Genomic DNA, 17,750 nt, shown 5'->3' with positions numbered 1-17,750 from the left:
TGACGGCATCAGTGGGACAGATCGATCCCTGAGCTAGTTTCTCCGACGTGAACAGGCCATCACCGAGGAGCCCGCATGAAACCGGACGGTCGAATTCGTGTCATGGAGATCATCGCCCGGATGAACGTGGGGGGCCCCGCTACCCAGGTATCGGGGCTGTCCGAAGGGCTGGAACTGAAGGAGTTCGACCACCGCCTCTACACGGGCCATGTCGACGCCGATGAGGGCGACCACCTCAACCTGAAGGGCCCGGGGGCGCGCGTTCACCTGATTCCGACTCTCGGCAGGTCGATCAAACCCTCCGACGACTACCTCGCCCTCATCCGGTTGACAAGGGCCATGCGCGATTTCCGGCCGCATGTCGTCCACACCAGAACCGCGAAGGCGGGTGTCCTCGGGCGCTTGGCGGCCTGCCTGTCCGGTGTCGGTGCGGCCCGGATCCATGTGTTCCACGGGCATCTCCTCAACGGCTACTTCACGCGGCCGAAGCGTGCGCTCTACGTGCGGTCGGAGCGGATCCTCGCCTCCATGACCGACCGGCTGGTGACCGTCGGCTCCCGCGTCCGCGACGAGCTGCTCGAAGCCCGGATCGGGCGTCCGGAGCAGTACGTGGTGATCGCCCCCGGCGTACGGCTCGGCCCGGTCCCCGACCGCGGGGCCGCCCGCGTCGCCCTGGGCCTGCCCCTCGACGCGCCCGTCGTGGCATACGTGGGCCGGCTCACCCGGGTGAAGCGGCCCGACCGGTTCGTCGCCACGGCCCGCTCCGTGCTCCGGCAGATGCCGGACTGCCGCTTCGTCGTCTGCGGCGGCGGCGAGCTGCGCGAGCAGGTCGAGCGGGACATCGAGCCGATCCGGCACGCCTTTCACCTGCTCGGCTGGAGAAAGGATGTGGAGACGGTGTACTCCGCCGCCGACGTGGTCCTGCTGACCTCCGACAACGAAGGCACGCCCCTCACCCTCGTCGAGGCCGGGATGGCCGGAACCCCGGCCGTCTCCACGCGGGTCGGAAGCGTCGCCGAGATCGTCCAGGACGGGCGCACCGGCCTGCTGGCCGGTGCCGACGCCGAGGAGCTGGCGCGATACACCGTGAAGCTGCTCTCCGATCCCGTGCTCGCGTGCCGGATGGGCGAGGCGGCCCGCCAATGGACCGGTGCCTCCTTCAACGTGGAGCGCCTTGTCGCAGACACCGAAGCCCTTTATCGATCGCTGGGCGCGGAACGCCGCAATCACCTTGTCACAACAGGAATCATGGGGGGAATGAACAAGTGAGAGTCTTGGTGACCGGCGGAGCTGGGTTCATCGGTGCGAATCTGTGTCGTGCGCTCGCGGCTCGGCCCGAAGTCGAGAACATCAGGGTGCTGGACGACCTGAGCAGCGGAGATCTCACCAACCTCGATGGTGTCGAGGTTGACTTCGTGATGGGCAGCATCCTGGACCGGGATCTCCTGGCCGGCCTCGTCGCGGACGTCGCCACCGTCGTCCACCTCGCCGCCCGCCCGTCGGTGCCCCGCTCGCTCCTCGACCCGCTGGCCTCGCACTCCGTCAACGCTACGGGCACCCTCCACGTGCTCGAGGCGTGCCGCGCGAACAGGCCGCACGTGATCCTCGCCTCCTCCTCGTCGGTGTACGGCGAACGTCCGGAACCGCGCAAGCACGAGGACCTGCCGACCCGGCCGCTCAGCCCGTACGGGGCCAGCAAGCTCGCAGGCGAGGCCTACGCCCTGGCCTACGCGCACAGTTTCGGGCTGCCGGTGCTGCCGTTCCGCTTCTTCAACGTCTACGGCCCGCTGCAGACCGCCGGCCACGCCTACGCCGCCGTGATCCCGGCGTTCGTCTCGGCGGCGCTGCGGGGCGAGCCGGTGCCGCTGCACGGCGACGGTCTGCAGGCACGGGACTTCACCTACGTGGAGTCGGTGACGCGGGTCATCGCCGACGCGGCCGTCCGCCGGGTGACGAGCATGAAGCCGGTGAACCTGGCGTTCGGGGCCACGGTCTCCCTCCGGCACCTGATAGACGTCCTCGCCGAGGTCCTCGGCCGCCCGGTCGAGTCGGCTCACCTACCGCCGAGGGCGGGCGACATCCGGCAGTCCCAGGCCTCTCCCCACCTTCTGCTCGAACTGTTCCCCGATGTGTGTCCCGTCCCGCTTCAGGACGGGCTCCGCGAAACGGTGGGCTGGTTCGAGACAACCCAGGTTCCGGACATCGAGTCGACGCTCGGCACGTACGCGTGAACCACCGCCTCCTCCCGCTAACAGAGATCTCTCCAAACACGTGATGAGGAGAACCCGTGAGCACGGCACCAAGAACCAACTATCTGATAACGGGCGGCAGCGGATTCATCGGATCGCATCTGGCCGACGCACTGCTCGCCCGCGGTGATTCCGTCGTCGTCCTGGACAACCTCTCGACGGGCCGTCTGGAGAACCTACGGCCCCACCCGGACCTGCGTTTCGTGCACGGTTCGGTCCTGGACGAACTCATGGTCGACGAGCTGGTCCACCGGTGCGACGTCGTCGTCCACATGGCGGCCGCGGTCGGCGTCAAGCTGATCGTCGAACAACCGCTGCGGTCGCTGACGACCAACATCCGGGGGTCGGAGATCGTCATCGAGGCCGCGCACCGGTACCGGAAGAAGATCCTGATCACCAGCACCAGCGAGATCTACGGCAAGAACTCCTCCGACGCGCTGCGCGAGGACGCCGACCGCATTCTCGGCAGCCCCGCGGTGGTCCGCTGGGCCTACAGCACCGCCAAGGCCGTCGATGAGATCCTCGCCAACGCCTATCACAGGGAGCGTGACCTGCCGACGATCATCGTCCGGTTGTTCAACACCGTGGGCCCCCGGCAGAGCCCGACCTACGGCATGGTGATCCCGAGCCTCGTCCGGCAGGCCCTGTCGGCCACACCGCTGACGGTCTTCGGCGACGGGACCCAGACTCGCTGCTTCGCGCACGTCGCGGACGTGGTCGACGCGCTGCTCCGGCTACTCGACGAGGACGCGGCCATCGGTGAGACGTTCAACGTCGGCTCCGCCGAAGAGGTCAGCATCATGGAGCTGGCGAAAGTCATCATCGAGCTCACCGGATCCACCTCCGGGGTCGACCTCATCCCCTACTCCGAGGCCTACGAGCGGGGATTCGAGGACATGACCCGCAGGGTTCCGGACACCGCGAAGCTCCACGCGCTCACCGGCTGGGTTCCGCAGCGCTCTCTCGACAACATCCTCACCGAGATCATCGGAGAGTTCTCCGGCGATCCGGTGGTGCTCCCCCGGTGAGCGGGACGATCGCCCTCGCCGCGGGCACCGCCTGCATCCTCACCGTGACAGTCGCCGTACCACTGAGGCGCCTGGCGCTGCACTGGGATCTCGTCGACCGTCCCGGCGGGCACAGGGCCCACACCCGCCCGACCCCTTACCTCGGCGGTATCGCGATCGCGGTGGGCACGGCCGTACCCACCGCGATCGCACTCGGCTTCGCCGACCTGCAGATCACCGCGATCCTGCTGGCCGCCACCGCGGTGTGCGTCCTCGGACTGATCGACGACATCGCCCCCCTGCCCGCGGCCACCAGATTGACCGTGGAAGCCGTGGTGGCGATCGGGGTGGTGCTCTCCGGCGTCCAGGTGACCGTGACCGGGACGTGGCTGGACGGCGCCCTCACCGTGGTGTGGGTCGTCGTGATGACGAACTCCTTCAACCTGCTGGACAACATGGACGGTGCGCTGGGAACCGTCGCCGCCGTGACCGCCGGCCTCCTCGCGGCCACGGCCCTGGTCCAGGGCCATATCGCGCTCGCGGTGCTGCTGGCCGCGCTCACCTGCGCCTGTCTGGGCTTCCTGCCGCACAACTGGGCACCCGCGAGAATGTTCATGGGGGACTCCGGATCGCTGTTCCTCGGATTCACGCTGGCCTGCTCGGCGACCGTCCTGGTCACGGGACGGCCGCCGGACGAGACGATCGCCGGATTGCTCCTGCCGACCTTCGTCGCGACCGTCGACACCTGCGTGGTCTTCCTCTCCCGCATACTGACGAACCGCTCACCGTTGCAGGGCGGCACCGACCACGTGTCGCACCGGCTACGCCGCACGGGTCTGGGAACCCGTACGGTCGCCACCACACTGGGCACGATCACGACGATCACCGGTGCCCTCTGCCTGGCGATGGTCCTGGACTGGCTGTCACCGCTCATCGCGTTGGTCGTCGCGAGTGTGATCGCCGTCGTTCTCATCGGTCTGCTGCGCGGTGTGAGCGTCGACTCGCCGGTCCAGCGCCCCAAGACCCCTCAGAAAATCCGTGAAAGGCGGCGTTGACCCCGTGGATCTGCTCTACTACGTACGGCTAACGCGTAGAAACTGGCTGCTCATCCTCCTCTCGGTGACCCTGGCGGTGGGCGCGGCGCTCGCCGTCACGGCGAACACACCGCCGAAATACGTCGCGACGATCTCCATGCTGGTGTCGGGCTACGACAGGGAGGGCAGCCTCTCCACCGCCTACCAGGCAGGCATGCTGTCGGCCCAGCGGGTACAGTCCTATGCCAACCTGCTGTCCAGCCGCCGGGTGGTCGGCCAGATCGTCAAGGACGAGGACATCGGGCACCTCCAGGAGAACATCACCGCCGCGGCCGTTCCCGGCACTGTGTTTCTGCGTGCCACGGTCACCGACACCGACCCCGAACGGGCCGCCCAGCTGGCCAATGACCTGGGGGCCCGGTTCACCGAGCTGATCGATCAGATCGAGAGGCCCGCCCCTCGCAGCCTCCCCACCGTCAAGATCACGATAGTGGACAAGGCCGACGTCCCGCTGGAGCCCGTCAGCCCCAAGCCGCTGACCAACCTGGTGGTCGCCGTGCTGGCCGCACTGCTCTCCGCCATGGCCGTGATCATCCTCCGCGACCGGCTGGACACGACCATCAAGTCCTCCCAGGCGCTCCAGGAGGCGTCGGGGAGCTCGACCCTCGGGGTCATCGGCTACGAGCGGGACGCGCGGCACTACCCCCTGATCCTGCGCAACCACGGCCGGTCGTCCAGGTCCGAGGCGTTCCGCGCGCTCCGGACCAACCTGCAGTTCATCGGCGTCGACCGGCAGCCGAAGTCACTCGTGGTCACCAGCTGCCTTCCGGGCGAGGGGAAGTCCTCGACCTCCGCCAACCTGGCGATCACGCTGGCCCAGGCCGGCTGGCGGGTCATCCTGGTGGACGGCGACCTGCGCCGTCCCAGCATTCCTCGCTACCTCGGCATCGAGGGGACGACCGGCCTGACGGACGTGCTGATCGACAGAGCACGCCTGAACGAGGTCATCCAGGTCTGGGGCGAAGCCGGTCTGTCCGTCCTGCCGAGCGGCCAGATCCCACCGAACCCGAGCGAGCTGCTCGGCTCGGGCGGGATGCGTGAGGTGCTCGCCCAGCTCACCGCGGCGTATGACATGGTGATCATCGACGCGCCGCCGCTGCTGCCCATCACCGACGCGGCGGCGATCACCGCGCTCTGCGACGGCGCGCTGCTCATCGCCCGGTACGGCAGGACCCGCCGGGAGCACATGGCCCGCGCCTCGGAACTGCTGTTGTCGATCAACGCCCGCGTGGTAGGGACCGTCCTGAACTTCGTCCCAGCCCGTAGCGGCACGTACTACGGCTACAACTACGGGTATGGCTACGAGGCTGAGGCCAAGAAACCGGCCGAGAAGCCGGTCAGCGTGTGAGCAACCGGAGCGGGACGGCGAGCGATCTCGCGATGCGCCGTCCCACCATCTGATAGACCAGCCGGGATCGCCCGTATGGGTCGGCGATGTCGAACCGGTCGACCCGGACCAGCCCGCGCAGCGCCCGCGTCTCGTCGACCAGTGCGCGGGCCCGCCGGGCGGGCTCCCGGTGCCGGACGATCTCCTCGGGCGACACGGCCCGCGCCAGCGTGCCGAACTCGGTGATGGTGAAGGTCCGGGTGGCCGCCGCGAGGTGCATGGCCACCGATTCCGCGCGGTGCGCGCAGGTGGCCGTCAGCACGAGGTCCGCGGCGGCCACCAGCTCGGGGCTGAGCGGGCGGGAGCCGAAGCCGGTGGGATCGCCGCCGAGCCGTATCAGGACCCGCCGGGCATGCTCGGTCATCTCCCGCCCCGGTTCGGCGTGGGTGCCCGCGCTGATCACCTGGACCGCAGGGCACGGCCCGATGGCGGAGCGGGTCAGCCGCTCGGCCATCGGGGAGCGGCAGACGTTGCCGGTGCACACGAAGAGGATGCGGAAGCGGGCACCGTCCCGCGGCACCCGCGCCTCCCCTGTCTCCCGCCAGCAGCGCTGCCCGCAGCCCTCGTGCCCGCCCGGTGCTCCGGCGCCTTCCACGGTCACGGGGTGCCGTGCGATCCCATCGGTCTCCGGTGAAGCCCTCATGGTGCGAGGGTAGATCGCCCGCGGTGCGCCACCGCCCGTGGCACGCGCCTCTTTGTTCTTTTCTGCCGATACGGCGCGCCGGCGCCCCGCGAGGACAGGTGCCGGGCGGGTCCACCCGCCGTCCCGCCGGGGAGTTCGGCGTCAGAAGGCGCAACCCCGCGGGTCCTGGGTGACGCGAGTTCGCTGGGGACGGACCAGCGGCTGCACCGGAACCATTGGCGGATCGTCGGAGGCGAGTTCGGTGAAGTCGAACTCCAGCCTCCTGGACTGCCCCGGGGCGAACTCCAGCAGGGCCGAGTAGACGGGGTGGGAGCGTTCGGCCTCCCTGATCACCTTCACCTGGTCACCGTCGAGGCGGACCGCGGTCATCCTCGCGTCGAGTCCGCCGTACAGCGACACCCACAGCAGGTTGGAACCGGGGGTGTGGCTGCTTTGCGGGGCGTCGAGCCTGCCGGTGACGTAGGAGGGCAGCGTCCCTCCCGGAACGTCGTTGGTGAGCCGGATCCGCACCGTCGAGGAGCGCAGCCCGCCCCGGCAGGGGCCCAGCTCGTAGTCGAGGGAGCGCTCCAGGTAGTAGTCGAGCTTGCCTCCGGCGGAATTGTTGACCACCAGTCCCGCGAACGGGCCCGGACTCGACGGCAGCACACCGCCGACCGGGGTACGCGCCAGCCGCCGCTGCTCGGCCTCGTGGCGGCTCCAGATCTGGATCCGCCGCTCGCTCACCATGTCGGACAGCGCGGGCAGCAGCCTGGTGGGGTCGGCGAGGGACCTGGGCAGCGCCTCGCTGACGGCGCCGGCGATCTCGATGAGGAACCGCTTGCGTGCCACGGGGTCGGGATAGCGGGCGTAGGCCTCCCGCTCGGTGAGATCGACGACGTTCTCGGCGGTGATCTCACCCCCGCCGGGGAGCGGGACCGGCCCGATCACCCTCAGCAGGTGGGCGAGGCCCACCGGGTCGGTGGCGATGGCGCCGTCCAGCCGCCCGCCGGCCTGCCGTTCCCACAGCCCCGTCCAGGTGGCCGCGGCGTACGGGAAGTGCGGGGAGAGGTTGGAGACGGAGAGCATCCTGGTCGCGCTCGTTCCGTAGCGCCCGAGGAAGTCCTGGCCGTGGTCGGCGACGGGGACCGGACTCGCGGCCAGGCCGTTGTTGGCGGAGAGGCGCTCGACGGAGACCCTGCCGCGGTCGGCTCGCAGGATGCCGAAGGCCCCGACCAGCCCCCCGGTGCCTCGCGCCTCGGCGTTGGTCTGGAACGCCAGGAAGTAGCGGCGGGGGCCGTCGCGGCCGAGCATAGGGGGTAGCAGGGCGGCCGCGTCCGCCGCGTCACGGAGCAGGCCACGCAGCCGGCCGATCTCGCCCAGCGCCGTGTCACGCGCCTCGTCCAGCCTGCCCAGGCCGGTGTTGTCCGGGGCGGCCGCCAGGTGGGCGAGCACCCGCCCGAGACGGGTGACGCCGTCGTCCAGGGCCGGCGCCGCGGCGTCGAGCGCGACCAGCTGATGCCGCAGGTCGCCCGGGGAGCGCGTCCTGATCGTCAGGAGCGGGTCGGCTGCCTCCCGCACGCCGGCGAGCACATCGGTCAGCTCGGCGGTGGCCCCGGCGAGGCCGCGCACGGTGGTCGCGGCGTTCCCCGCGATCGGGGTGTGCGCGATCACCCACCAGTCCGGGCCCTCGGTGAGCCGCCGGGCCTCGGCCGCGTGCCGCCGGGCCTCTGCCAGCGCCTCGGTCAGCGGGCGCGGATCGCCCGCGCCCACCACCGCGCGCAACTGGACCAGCGCGCCCCTGGCCGCCTCCAGGTGATCGCGCACGCGCATGCCGAGGTGGACCGACCAGCCCCCCGCCAGCCCCAGGGCTGCGGGGACCAGCAGGCCCACCACGACTATCCGGCGTCGTCGCCTACTCGGCACTGGCAGATCGACGGCGCCGTACCGAGATCAGCGTGCCGGTCGCTCCCACGGCCAGCAGGCCACCGCCGAGCGCGGCCATCGACCCCATGGGTGCTCCCGTGAACGGCAACTGCTTCCCCGCTACCGCGCGCGGCCTGCAGCTTCTCCCACTTCTCCCACAGCCGCCACCGCGGCAGTTCCCTCCGCAGTTACGGCAGCCCTCCGCACAGTTACGATGGTGATGCCTCCTGCGGTTTTCCAGGCGGATGTGGTTTCCCTGCTTCTGGTTCTGGTCGATCGTGTTGACCTGGTCCTGGGCGATCGCGTTGACCTGCTCCGCGGGACGCGGTGGGTACGGCCCCGGCTGGACCGCCGGCGCGGACAGACCGGTCACGGTGGTCAAAGTCGCGGCGGAGGCCGCCGTCGATATTCCGAAGGCCAGTACGGCCCCGGCGGTCACCGTCAAGACGGTGGGTACCAAACACTTTCCAGCCATTTCAAGCTCCCCGGTGGCGGCATTTCAAGCTGCGGAAACGACACCCGGAATGCGGGCGACATGTCCCTGGAACCCGTTATATGCAACCTCGTCGGGAACGGGCTCGCCGCCTCGTGACACTTACCGAAAGATCGCCAACTGTTCTCCGCCCTTTGACGATCACAGGTCGCCACGGCCACCGGCCGGAAGCCCCGGGGCGTTCGCCCGCCCCTCCCCCAGCGTGTCGTCCCTAGACTGCGGGTATGCCAACCGCATTGATCACCGGGGCGACGGCCGGCATCGGCGCCGCCTTCGCCCGCCGTCTGGCCGCCGACGGATTCTCACTCGTCCTGGTCGCCCGCGACGAGAAACGCCTCACCTCGGCCGCCGAGGAGCTACGCCTGCGCTACGGGGTGAGCAGCGAGGTGCTCACCGCCGACCTGGCGACCGAGGAGGGCCTGGAGGCGGTGGAACGACGGCTCCGCGAGGGGGTCGACCTGCTGGTCAACAACGCGGGCTTCGGCCATCGGGGCCACTTTCTCGACGTCCCCGTGGAGGAGGAGGTGCGGATGCTCAAGCTGCACTGCGAGGCGGTGCTGCGGCTGACGCTGGCCGCGCTGCCGGGTATGAGGGAGCGGGACCGAGGCGCGGTGATCAATGTGGCGTCGGTGGCGGCGTTCTTGCCCGGGGGCTCCTACAGCGCCTCCAAGGCGTGGGTGGTCAACTTCAGCGAGTCCACGGCCGTGGAGCTGACCGGCAGCCGCGTGCGGGTCATGGCCCTGTGCCCGGGTTTCGTGCACACCGAGTTCCACGAGCGCGCCTCGATAGACAAGTCGGGCATCCCCGGCTTCCTGTGGCTGTCGGCGGACAACGTCGCCCGTGAGGCCATGCGCGATCTGGCCCGCGGTGTGCTGGTGAGCGTCCCCGACCTTCGCTACAAGGCCATCGTCGGGGTCAGCAGGTTGCTTCCGGCCAACGTGATCGCCCTGGTCTCCCGCCGTTTCGGCCGCCGCTGACCGGACACCACTGACACGACGACACCGGCCTGACGTCACCGGCCTGACGACACCGGCCTGACACTGCCGACAGAAAGGGCCCGCGCCACGGGAGGGGGTCGTGGCGCGGGCCCTTTCCGGCCTGCGAGGGTGGTCGAGGGCGGGCCCCGGGCCCGCCGGGCCGATCAGACGCGGGTGTTGGCCTCGTGGCCGATCGCCAGACCCGAGACCGGGTCGAAGAAGTGCAGGTTGTGCGTGTCGACGACCAGCTCGACGCTCTGACCGGGACGGACGTGGCTGCGGGAGTTGACCCGGGCGGTCCACAGCGACTTGTCGCCCACCAGCGGCAGCGTCGCCTCCTCGTCGCCGTCGGCGTCGGCGGCGGCCACGGTGTCCTGGTGCTGGACGGGCGGGGCGTCGATCAGGAAGAGCACGTTGATCTCGGAGCCCAGCTCCTCGGTGACCTCGGCGCGGACCTGCAGGCGGGTCCAGCCGCCCGAGGCGCCGTTGGCGGCGACCGAGTCCTCGAAGTCGGAGGGGCGGATGCCCAGGATGATCTTCTTGCCGAAGTACTGGTCAAGGCCGCGCTTCTCGGTGAAGGTCTCGTTCGGCACCGGCAGATTGAAGCCCGCGAAGGCGACGGCTGCGCCGCCGTCGCCGCGCACCAGCTCGGCGTTGACGAAGTTCATCGACGGGGAGCCCATGAAGCCGGCGACGAACAGGTTGACCGGCTTGTCGAAGAGGTTCTGCGGGGTGTCGACCTGCTGGAGCAGGCCGTCGCGGAGCACGCAGACGCGGTCGCCGAGGGTCATGGCCTCGACCTGGTCGTGGGTGACGTAGACGGTCGTCACGCCCAGGCGCTCGTGCAGGGTGTTGAGGGAGGCCCGCATGGAGACGCGGAGCTTGGCGTCCAGGTTGGAGAGCGGCTCGTCCATGAGGAAGGCCTGCGGCTCACGCACGATGGCGCGGCCCATGGCGACACGCTGGCGCTGGCCACCGGAGAGGGCGGCGGGCTTGCGCTTGAGGTACTGGTCGAGGCCGAGCATCTTGGCGGCCTCGTTGACACGCTTGGCGATCTCCGCCTTGGGCATCTTGCGGAGCTTCAGACCGAAGGCGAGGTTCTCCTCGACGGTCATGTGCGGGTAGAGCGCGTAGTTCTGGAAGACCATGGCGATGTCGCGGTCCTTCGGAGGCAGGTGGTTGACCACCCGGTCGCCGATGGCGATCTCGCCTCCGCTGATGTCCTCAAGCCCGGCGATCATGCGCAGGGCGGTGGACTTGCCGCAGCCGGACGGCCCGACCAGCACCATGAACTCCCCGTCCTTGATCTCAAGGTCGAGGCCGTTCACGGCTTTGACGCCGCCCGCGTAGATCTTGTCGACTTTGCTGAGAACGATGGATGCCATGGAAGTCCTTAGCGCCTCGGGCAACCCCGTGTTCACCCGATATTGGATACGTTTTCATGCATCTCACCGGAAACGGATACCCCTGTCAAGGGGATGGCCGGTTCTAGCCTGTCAGCAGGGCAGTCGTTATCGCTTCGCGCTGGATCGAATACGGAAAGCATGATGGAATCGTTTCCATGAACATGCGTCGTACGACGATCAAGGATGTCGCCGAGGCGGCCGGGGTGGGGGTCGCCACGGTGTCCCGGGTTCTGTCCGGTGGATCGGCGAGTCCCGAGACCAGGGAACGGGTGCTGAACGTCGCGGCCCAGCTCGACTACCGGCCCAGCGCGCTCGGGCGCAACCTGCGCCAGCGGCGCTCGGGCGGGATCGGGCTGCTGCTGCCCGACATCACCGACACCTTCTACGGCCGTCTGGCCGATGGCGTGCTCACCTGCGCGCGCTCGGCGGGAGAGCCGGTGATCCTGGGCGCCACCGGCGACGATCCCGAGCGTGAGGCCGAGCTGATCGGCACGCTGCTCGAACAGGGCGTGGACCGGGTGATCGCGGTCCCCTCCGGTGACGGCGACGGCTGGGCGCCGACCCTGCGGGCCGGGCTGACCACCGTGTTCGCGCACCGGCTCTCCCCCGGGCACGACGACATCCCCGCGGTGCTGGCCGACGACCGCGCGGGGATCAGGACCGCGGTCGACTACCTGAAGGGGCTGGGGCACCGCCGTATCGCCTACCTGGGCGGCCCCGGGCAGGAACAGCGCCTGTCCTTCTTCCGGCAGGCGCTCGGACCCCTTGTCGACGAGGAGTTGGTCGTCGTCGCCCGTGGCAGCCGCGACTCCGCGTACGCCGCCGCGGCCGGGCTCTTCCAGCACCGGCCCGACCTGACCGCGGTGCTGGCGGGGGGAAACCTGCTGGGCGAGGCGGCGGTGCTGGCGGCCAGGGAGCTGGACCTGCGCATCCCCAGGGACCTGTCTCTGATCATGTTCGACGACGTGCCCTGGGCGGAGCTGTGCTCACCGCCGCTGACGGTGATCGCCCAGCCGGCCCAGGACATCGGCTACCGCGCCGCCGAACTGGTGCTGCGCGGCGGTACCAGGCGGCCGCGCGGGGTGCTGCTGCCCACCGAGCTGATCGTCAGGGGCAGCTGCGCGGCTAGAGGGACCTCTCGATCGCCTCGATGACCGCAGGGTCGTCGGGCAGGACGCGCGGCCGGAACCTGGCGAGCACCTCCCCGTCCTTCGAGACGAGGAACTTCTCGAAGTTCCACTCGACGTCGCCGGCCTTGCCCTCGCCGTCGGGGGTCTGGGTGAGCAGGTCGTAGAGCGGGTGCCGGCCCTCGCCGTTGACCTCGCTCTTGGCGAGGAGCGGGAAGTCGACGCCGTAGGTGGTGGAGCAGAACTCCTGAATCTCCTCCGCGGTGCCCGGCTCCTGTCCGTAGAACTGGTTACAGGGCACCCCCACGACCGTGAAGCCCCGATCGCCGTAGGTCCGCTGGAGGTCAACGAGAGCGGCGTACTGGGGGGTCAGGCCACATTTGGAAGCGACGTTGACGACGAGGACCGCCCGCTCTCCGGCCAGCTCGGCCAGGGTGGTGGGCACGTCGGAAAGAGTGTGGATGGCGGTATCACGGATTCCCATGCTCCGCACCCTAATCCCCCTGTCACATTTGAGAGTTATGTCGTCCATAAAGTGAAATGTGATAGAGGCCACAGGTGAGACGACGCCCCCCTCACCAAGGCTTTGATCATTTTCTTACCGATCTTTGACATGGCTCCTGACAGAAACTGTCGACTGGCCCGGCCGCGGCTCGCCGGGCATCGTGGCGGCCGTCCCTCAACCCCAAGGCACAAGGGAGTCCCATGTCGACGCTACGCCGTACCGGTGTGCTGATGATCGCCTCGGCGCTCACCCTCGGCACCACCACCACGGTCGCCCAGGCGTCCTCGGCGAGAACGGGCAACCAGGCCGTCGCCAGGCCGATGGTGGCCGCGCACGGCTGGAGCAGAGCCCAGTTCAACTGCCTCAGCAGACTCTGGACCAGGGAGAGCAACTGGAACCACCGCGCCCGCAACCGCTACTCGGGGGCTTACGGAATCCCGCAGGCACTGCCCGCGGGCAAGATGGCCGGCGCCGGCCGCGACTGGCGCACCAACCCCAGGACACAGATCAGATGGGGACTCGGATACATCAAGCAGCGCTACGGATCACCGTGCCGGGCGTGGGCGCACTTCGGCTCGCGGGGCTGGTACTGATCCACTGATCCCGAAGCGGTGATCTGAAACCCCATGACGGGGTGATTTTCACACCGTCTCCACGCATGGGCGATTCGCCGGTCGTAACCGGCCCCTCGCCGAATCTCCCGTAGATCAAGAAGATCGGGCAAACACCTTCCCTTCGCGTGTCCCATCCGTCGTCCGACACTCTCTCGCGTACTAGAAAGCCGCCTAGAGATACCGCCGCGGCGTCTCATGCCGGAAACAGGCCGGCGAGACCGCGCGGACGTTCCCCGCCCGAGCCACGGGCGCCGGATCGCCGACCGTACGAGAGGCACCTACGTGCCCTCCTGCGACTTCCGCACGCGGCCCAAGGACAAGGATCCATGTGAACAGCTACCGCGTTCTGCGCAACACAGTCGTGACCGTTCTCGCCGCCTCGGCGATGGTCGGGTCCTCGACGTCGGGACAGGCCGACAGCACGGCCGAGTCGTCCAGGAAAGGGACGGCGAGAACCGTTCATCGCCTCACCTGGGTCACCCAGGTGAAGCCAAGAGTGAAGGCGGTCGCGAGGACCGCCAAGAGCAGGAACAAGACGATCGCCTATCGTCTCGTCTCCCGCCGCGCGTGGCCGCACAGCCAGTTCCGCTGCCTGGACAGCCTCTGGACCAGGGAGAGCAACTGGAACCACCGCGCCTACAACCACTCCTCGGGGGCGTACGGCATCCCGCAGGCACTGCCCGGCTCGAAAATGGGCGGTAGCGGCGGGGACTGGCGGTACAACCCGATCACGCAGATCCACTGGGGTCTGAGCTACATCAAGAGCCGCTACGGGTCACCGTGCGGCGCGTGGGGTCACTTCCGGTCGAGCAACTGGTACTGACCCGCATGGAGAGTGTCCAGGGGAAGGGAACACTCTCCGGCGCCCGGGGCCGCGAGGTCCCGGGCGTCACCTCTTGAGCTGCAGGGCCATCGCCTGGATGAGCAGTTCGAGGCCGAAGGCGAACTCCGCCTCGTGGTCGCACTCGTGGAGTGCCGGAGCCAGCTCACCGACCTGCGGGAACAGCAGGGGGTCGACCTCGCTGACGCGGACGTCGGATCGGTGCACCGGGGCGAACGTCGGGGTCACCCCGACCTCCCTCAGCAGCGAGCCCACGATGTAGGCGATGAACACCCGCAGGGCGCGCACCGCCTCGTCGCCCCCGAAGCCCGCGCCGCGCAGCGTGGCCAGCGCCCGCTCCACCGGGAGCAGCCCGGCGGTGGAACGGAGCTGGCGGCTGACCACCACCATCGTGCACCGCGGGTAGTGATGCGCGATCTGCCGGAAGGCGAGCGCCTGCATGCGCACCCGGTCGGTCCATTCGGCGTCCGGGTCGTCGGTGAACTCGATCTGCGACAGCACGCTCTCGGCCACCGCGTCCAGCAGCGCCTCCTTGTTCGGCACATGGTTGTAGAGCGACATCACGCCCACACCCAGTTCGGCGGCGATCGCGCGCATGGACACCGCGTCGGCGCCTTCCCGCTCGATCAGGTCGATCGCCGTGGCGACGATGCGCGCTCGGGACAGTGGCTCGGCAGGCATATGACCATTGTCCCCTCATTGGTTCCATTGACGTACGTACAGTGTACGTGGCACGCTCGTTGCGTACGTACGGTGTACGTCTCTGGAGGCCGCATGTCGACACACGATCTCTACACCATCCCCGCCGAGCTTTCCACGTGGGACGTCGAGGCGGCCGGAGCCGCCCGCTTCACCTGGGAGTACGACAACGGCAGGGACCGCATGCTCGCCCTTTACCAGAAGGGCAAGGACAAGCAGTGGGACTCGGTCAAACGCATCGACTGGGACCTGGAGGTCGACCCGTACAACGTGCTCGGCATCCCCGACGAGACCATCGCGATCCACGGCACCCCGCTCTGGGAGCGGATGGACGAAAAGCAGCGCAAGGAGGTGCGCCTGCACGGCGCCTCCTGGCAGTTCTCCCAGTTCCTGCACGGGGAACAGGGCGCGATGATCTGCTCGGCCAGGATCGTGGAGTCGGTCCCCGACCTCGACTCCAAGTTCTACGCCGCCACCCAGACCATGGACGAGGCCCGCCACGCCGAGACCTACGCCCGCTTCCTCCAGGAGAAGGTGGGGCTGGCCTACCCCATCAACCCGCACCTGAAGTCGCTGCTCGACAGCACGCTGAGCGACTCCCGCTGGGACATGCCCTACCTCGGTATGCAGGTGCTCATCGAGGGCCTCGCCCTGGCCGCCTTCGGCGTGATGCGCGACATCACCACCAAACCGCTGCCCAAGCAGATCCTCGCCTACGTGATGCAGGACGAGGCCAGGCACGTGGCCTTCGGCCGGATGGCGCTGCGCGACTACTACCGCCAGCTCAGCGAGTCGGAGCTGCGCGAGCGCGAGGACTTCGTCATCGAGGGCTGTTACCTGATGCGCGACCGGCTGCGCGGCCAGGAGACCTGGGAGAACCTGGGCCTGAACAAGGCCGAGGTCGCCGATGCCATGGAATCCGTTGACAAATCCCAATATCTCAAGCTGTTCCGCTCGCTGCTCTTCAGCCGCATCGTTCCCTGCGTCAAGGACATCGGGCTGTGGAGCCCCCGCCTGCAGCAGGCCTACGCCGACATGGGCGTGCTGGACATGGCGGGCCAGAGCCTGGATGCGCTGATGCGGCAGGACGAGGACATCGCCGAGAAGCTCGACACCGAGCGGTTCGCCGCCGAGGAGGCCGAGCGCCACGCGGAGGTCGCCGAGACCGTCGCCCTCGGCGGCGACCCCCGCTCCTGACCGGCCCCCACCGGACCTGATCCGGCCATGATCCGGCCCTGGTCCGGCCCGGACCCGCCCTCGACACCGAGCCCGATCCGGTTCACGGGGCGCCTCCGGTGCCGGCCGGGCCGTTTCACGGCCGCACGGCGGGCCGGGGACGCCCCGGCCGGGCAGCAGGGTCCGCCGGTCACGGGTGGTCAGGATCTCGTACGGCCACGCGGCGCGGTGATTCGTCTCCGCCTCGATCCGGTCGTGCACGGGCCCCGGCGGCAGGCCGAGGAGCCGGTCGGCGCGGACGGCCCGCAGCTCGCGACGAGGTACACCGAGATCGGCGCCGGGCGGCCGGACGGATCATCCAATCGTGACACGCCGCGAGGTCCCTATTCTCCGAACCTCGCCAGCACGAAGGCGATGGCTCCGGCCGCGGTGGCAAGGGTGCCGAGCCAGGCGATGAGGGCGTCGGCCCGGTTGTCGAGGGGACGGCTCTGGTGGAGCGCCTCCTGGACGCGGCGGAACCGGATGCCCGTGTGGGTCAGCAGGAGGCCGGCGCAGAGCAGGGCCGGAACGAAGGGGATGATCGCTATCAGGGGCGTGCCGGCGCGCAGGGCGATGCCCGCACCGGCCAGGGCGGTGACGGCCAGCATGGCGCTGGTACGTATCCAGGCGAGCTGGGTCCGCTCGCTCTGCAGGCCCTCGTCCCAGGGGCTGTTCATCGCGACAGCAGAATGAGGATCAGGGCGAGCACCGCGACCGTCGCCACGCCGTACCCGAACAGGGGCGCGAGGGCGGGAGGCGGCAGCGGGGCGGAGTTGCGCAGGGCATGCTGGACACGACGCCAGCGGGGGTAGGCCATCGCGGCCGCCAGAGCCGACAACGACACCAGGACCACCGCGAGCAGGGTCCGCATCCAGGGGACGAAGACATCGGCGGAGACCGCGGCCATGGCCACACCGCCCGCGCTCAGCGCGAGCGATGTGCTCAGCCAGGTCAGGTAGGTGCGTTCGTTGGCAAGGGTGAACCGGGGGTCCGGTTCACGCTCCGGAGGCTTCATGAGAACGACGCTATTTCAGCCACATTCCCCATCGAGAACCCGGGTTGACGGAGCCTCCGCAGGTGAGGGCTATCCGCAGGCGCCGGTCAGTTGCTCGACCCACCGCACCGAGTCGGTCGCCACCTTCTGCGCGGTGTCGATGGCGCTGTTGGCATCGGGGACGTTGAAGCCCTCCAGGGTGTTGGAGACGCTGTCGGCCGCCTCCTTCAGCGAGGTGTTGGCCGCCTTGTCGGCCAGGTCGCCCAGCTTGGTGCCCCCGTCCTTCAGCGCCTGCTCCATCGCGGCGGGGTCGTTGAGCAGGCCGGAGACCTTCGAGACGGTCTCGGTGACGATGCCCGCGGCCTGCACGCACTGCTGTGCCTTGTCGATACCCTGGCTCACCTCCTGGATCTCTGAGCAACCTGTGGTGATCAGGGCGGCGGCGAGCGCTGAGGCGGCGAGGGCGGGGATTCGTCGCGGAAGGGGTCGCATGCCCAGACCCTACCCAACGGGCCGGTGCGGCAGGCGCCTGTCGTACCGGCTCGTTACCCGGACTGCGAGGCGTTGGGGACCGCACCGCGGCTCCGGCCGTACGAT

General features: G+C 69.2%; 18 protein-coding genes. 10 read left to right on the top strand and 8 right to left on the bottom strand.

The features are described from left to right. Nucleotides 1-75: 75 nt before the first annotated feature. The 5 genes from ABT061_RS13890 to ABT061_RS13870 are packed head-to-tail and all read left to right on the top strand — an operon-like array spanning nt 76 to nt 5,698. Nucleotides 76-1,269 carry a glycosyltransferase gene (locus ABT061_RS13890; RefSeq protein ID WP_350916228.1) on the top strand — a complete coding sequence of 398 codons (1,194 nt, stop codon included), beginning with the start codon at nt 76-78 and terminating at the stop codon, nt 1,267-1,269. Then, complete coding sequence (locus tag ABT061_RS13885; RefSeq protein ID WP_350916226.1) at nt 1,266-2,231, top strand: NAD-dependent epimerase/dehydratase family protein; 966 nt, start codon at nt 1,266-1,268, stop codon at nt 2,229-2,231. Before ABT061_RS13890 ends, ABT061_RS13885 begins: the two co-directional genes overlap by 4 nt. A 56-nt stretch (nt 2,232-2,287) precedes the next feature. Beyond that, nucleotides 2,288-3,277, top strand: coding sequence for an NAD-dependent epimerase/dehydratase family protein (locus tag ABT061_RS13880; protein WP_350916224.1), 990 nt, complete (start codon nt 2,288-2,290; stop codon nt 3,275-3,277). Next, nucleotides 3,274-4,311 (top strand): glycosyltransferase family 4 protein, encoded by a 1,038-nt coding sequence (locus ABT061_RS13875; protein ID WP_350916222.1) that lies wholly within the window; start codon nt 3,274-3,276, stop codon nt 4,309-4,311. The genes ABT061_RS13880 and ABT061_RS13875 overlap by 4 nt, the downstream gene beginning before the upstream one ends. A gap of 4 nt (nt 4,312-4,315) precedes the next feature. Next, nucleotides 4,316-5,698 carry a tyrosine-protein kinase domain-containing protein gene (locus ABT061_RS13870; protein ID WP_350916220.1) on the top strand — a complete coding sequence of 461 codons (1,383 nt, stop codon included), beginning with the start codon at nt 4,316-4,318 and terminating at the stop codon, nt 5,696-5,698. On the opposite strand, the gene ABT061_RS13865 is transcribed toward ABT061_RS13870, so the two are convergent. Together ABT061_RS13865 and ABT061_RS13860 are read right to left on the bottom strand one after the other, a co-directional pair. Further along, complete coding sequence (locus ABT061_RS13865; protein ID WP_350916219.1) at nt 5,688-6,380, bottom strand: arsenate reductase/protein-tyrosine-phosphatase family protein; 693 nt, start codon at nt 6,378-6,380, stop codon at nt 5,688-5,690. The genes ABT061_RS13870 and ABT061_RS13865 overlap by 11 nt on opposite strands. Nucleotides 6,381-6,521: 141 nt before the next feature. Beyond that, nucleotides 6,522-8,249, bottom strand: a complete 1,728-nt coding sequence (locus ABT061_RS13860) for a DUF4012 domain-containing protein (protein ID WP_350916217.1) — start codon at nt 8,247-8,249, stop codon at nt 6,522-6,524. A 750-nt stretch (nt 8,250-8,999) separates the two neighbouring features. Here ABT061_RS13860 and ABT061_RS13855 point away from each other — a divergent pair. After that, the gene (locus tag ABT061_RS13855) at nt 9,000-9,752 is read left to right on the top strand and encodes an SDR family NAD(P)-dependent oxidoreductase (RefSeq protein ID WP_350916215.1); all 753 of its coding nucleotides are present in this window, start codon (nt 9,000-9,002) and stop codon (nt 9,750-9,752) included. Between the two features lie 164 nt (nt 9,753-9,916). Here ABT061_RS13855 and ABT061_RS13850 read toward each other — a convergent pair whose 3' ends face one another. Then, nucleotides 9,917-11,137 (bottom strand): ABC transporter ATP-binding protein, encoded by a 1,221-nt coding sequence (locus ABT061_RS13850; RefSeq protein ID WP_350916213.1) that lies wholly within the window; start codon nt 11,135-11,137, stop codon nt 9,917-9,919. 176 nt (nt 11,138-11,313) lie between these two features. On the opposite strand from ABT061_RS13850, the gene ABT061_RS13845 reads away from it, so the two are divergent. Next, the gene (locus ABT061_RS13845) at nt 11,314-12,312 is read left to right on the top strand and encodes a LacI family DNA-binding transcriptional regulator (protein WP_350916211.1); all 999 of its coding nucleotides are present in this window, start codon (nt 11,314-11,316) and stop codon (nt 12,310-12,312) included. On the opposite strand, the gene ABT061_RS13840 is transcribed toward ABT061_RS13845, so the two are convergent. After that, the gene (locus tag ABT061_RS13840) at nt 12,284-12,769 is read right to left on the bottom strand and encodes a glutathione peroxidase (protein WP_350916209.1); all 486 of its coding nucleotides are present in this window, start codon (nt 12,767-12,769) and stop codon (nt 12,284-12,286) included. The two genes, ABT061_RS13845 and ABT061_RS13840, sit on opposite strands and share 29 nt — an antisense overlap. A 221-nt stretch (nt 12,770-12,990) precedes the next feature. Here ABT061_RS13840 and ABT061_RS13835 point away from each other — a divergent pair, with 221 nt between their 5' ends. Both ABT061_RS13835 and ABT061_RS13830 read left to right on the top strand, forming a co-directional pair. Next, the gene (locus ABT061_RS13835; RefSeq protein ID WP_350916207.1) at nt 12,991-13,383 is read left to right on the top strand and encodes an aggregation-promoting factor C-terminal-like domain-containing protein; all 393 of its coding nucleotides are present in this window, start codon (nt 12,991-12,993) and stop codon (nt 13,381-13,383) included. 349 nt (nt 13,384-13,732) lie between these two features. Further along, nucleotides 13,733-14,227 (top strand): aggregation-promoting factor C-terminal-like domain-containing protein, encoded by a 495-nt coding sequence (locus tag ABT061_RS13830; protein WP_030923427.1) that lies wholly within the window; start codon nt 13,733-13,735, stop codon nt 14,225-14,227. A 66-nt stretch (nt 14,228-14,293) separates the two neighbouring features. Here ABT061_RS13830 and ABT061_RS13825 read toward each other — a convergent pair whose 3' ends face one another. Beyond that, nucleotides 14,294-14,926, bottom strand: a complete 633-nt coding sequence (locus tag ABT061_RS13825) for a TetR/AcrR family transcriptional regulator C-terminal domain-containing protein (RefSeq protein ID WP_350916205.1) — start codon at nt 14,924-14,926, stop codon at nt 14,294-14,296. Between the two features lie 93 nt (nt 14,927-15,019). Between ABT061_RS13825 and ABT061_RS13820 the strand changes: the two genes are divergently transcribed. Then, nucleotides 15,020-16,141 carry a ferritin-like domain-containing protein gene (locus ABT061_RS13820; protein WP_350916203.1) on the top strand — a complete coding sequence of 374 codons (1,122 nt, stop codon included), beginning with the start codon at nt 15,020-15,022 and terminating at the stop codon, nt 16,139-16,141. A 362-nt stretch (nt 16,142-16,503) separates the two neighbouring features. Here the strand turns inward: ABT061_RS13820 and ABT061_RS13815 are convergent, their stop codons facing one another. The 3 genes from ABT061_RS13815 to ABT061_RS13805 form a co-directional block, all read right to left on the bottom strand. Continuing rightward, on the bottom strand, nt 16,504-16,836 hold the full coding sequence (locus ABT061_RS13815) for a DUF202 domain-containing protein (RefSeq protein WP_350916201.1): 333 nt from the start codon (nt 16,834-16,836) through the stop codon (nt 16,504-16,506). After that, nucleotides 16,833-17,174 carry a YidH family protein gene (locus tag ABT061_RS13810; RefSeq protein WP_350916199.1) on the bottom strand — a complete coding sequence of 114 codons (342 nt, stop codon included), beginning with the start codon at nt 17,172-17,174 and terminating at the stop codon, nt 16,833-16,835. The genes ABT061_RS13815 and ABT061_RS13810 overlap by 4 nt, the downstream gene beginning before the upstream one ends. A 69-nt stretch (nt 17,175-17,243) precedes the next feature. Continuing rightward, nucleotides 17,244-17,645, bottom strand: a complete 402-nt coding sequence (locus ABT061_RS13805) for a DUF8711 family protein (RefSeq protein WP_350916197.1) — start codon at nt 17,643-17,645, stop codon at nt 17,244-17,246. Nucleotides 17,646-17,750 lie beyond the last annotated feature (105 nt).

Source organism: Streptosporangium sp. NPDC002544 (assembly GCF_040295965.1).
Taxonomy (GTDB): Bacteria; Actinomycetota; Actinomycetes; order Streptosporangiales; family Streptosporangiaceae; genus Streptosporangium.
The sequence above is the reverse complement of the archived record's forward strand: the minus strand, read 5'-3'. Positions and strand labels throughout refer to the sequence as shown.

Coding starts and splice junctions, on each gene's coding strand:
- ABT061_RS13835 (WP_350916207.1), top strand. CDS start 12,991: ATGTCGACGCTACGCCGTACCGGTGTGCTGATGATCGCCTCGGCGCTC.
- ABT061_RS13840 (WP_350916209.1), bottom strand. CDS start 12,769: ATGGGAATCCGTGATACCGCCATCCACACTCTTTCCGACGTGCCCACC.
- ABT061_RS13820 (WP_350916203.1), top strand. CDS start 15,020: ATGTCGACACACGATCTCTACACCATCCCCGCCGAGCTTTCCACGTGG.
- ABT061_RS13845 (WP_350916211.1), top strand. CDS start 11,314: ATGAACATGCGTCGTACGACGATCAAGGATGTCGCCGAGGCGGCCGGG.
- ABT061_RS13890 (WP_350916228.1), top strand. CDS start 76: ATGAAACCGGACGGTCGAATTCGTGTCATGGAGATCATCGCCCGGATG.
- ABT061_RS13825 (WP_350916205.1), bottom strand. CDS start 14,926: ATGCCTGCCGAGCCACTGTCCCGAGCGCGCATCGTCGCCACGGCGATC.
- ABT061_RS13855 (WP_350916215.1), top strand. CDS start 9,000: ATGCCAACCGCATTGATCACCGGGGCGACGGCCGGCATCGGCGCCGCC.
- ABT061_RS13815 (WP_350916201.1), bottom strand. CDS start 16,836: ATGAACAGCCCCTGGGACGAGGGCCTGCAGAGCGAGCGGACCCAGCTC.
- ABT061_RS13810 (WP_350916199.1), bottom strand. CDS start 17,174: ATGAAGCCTCCGGAGCGTGAACCGGACCCCCGGTTCACCCTTGCCAAC.
- ABT061_RS13850 (WP_350916213.1), bottom strand. CDS start 11,137: ATGGCATCCATCGTTCTCAGCAAAGTCGACAAGATCTACGCGGGCGGC.
- ABT061_RS13805 (WP_350916197.1), bottom strand. CDS start 17,645: ATGCGACCCCTTCCGCGACGAATCCCCGCCCTCGCCGCCTCAGCGCTC.
- ABT061_RS13865 (WP_350916219.1), bottom strand. CDS start 6,380: ATGAGGGCTTCACCGGAGACCGATGGGATCGCACGGCACCCCGTGACC.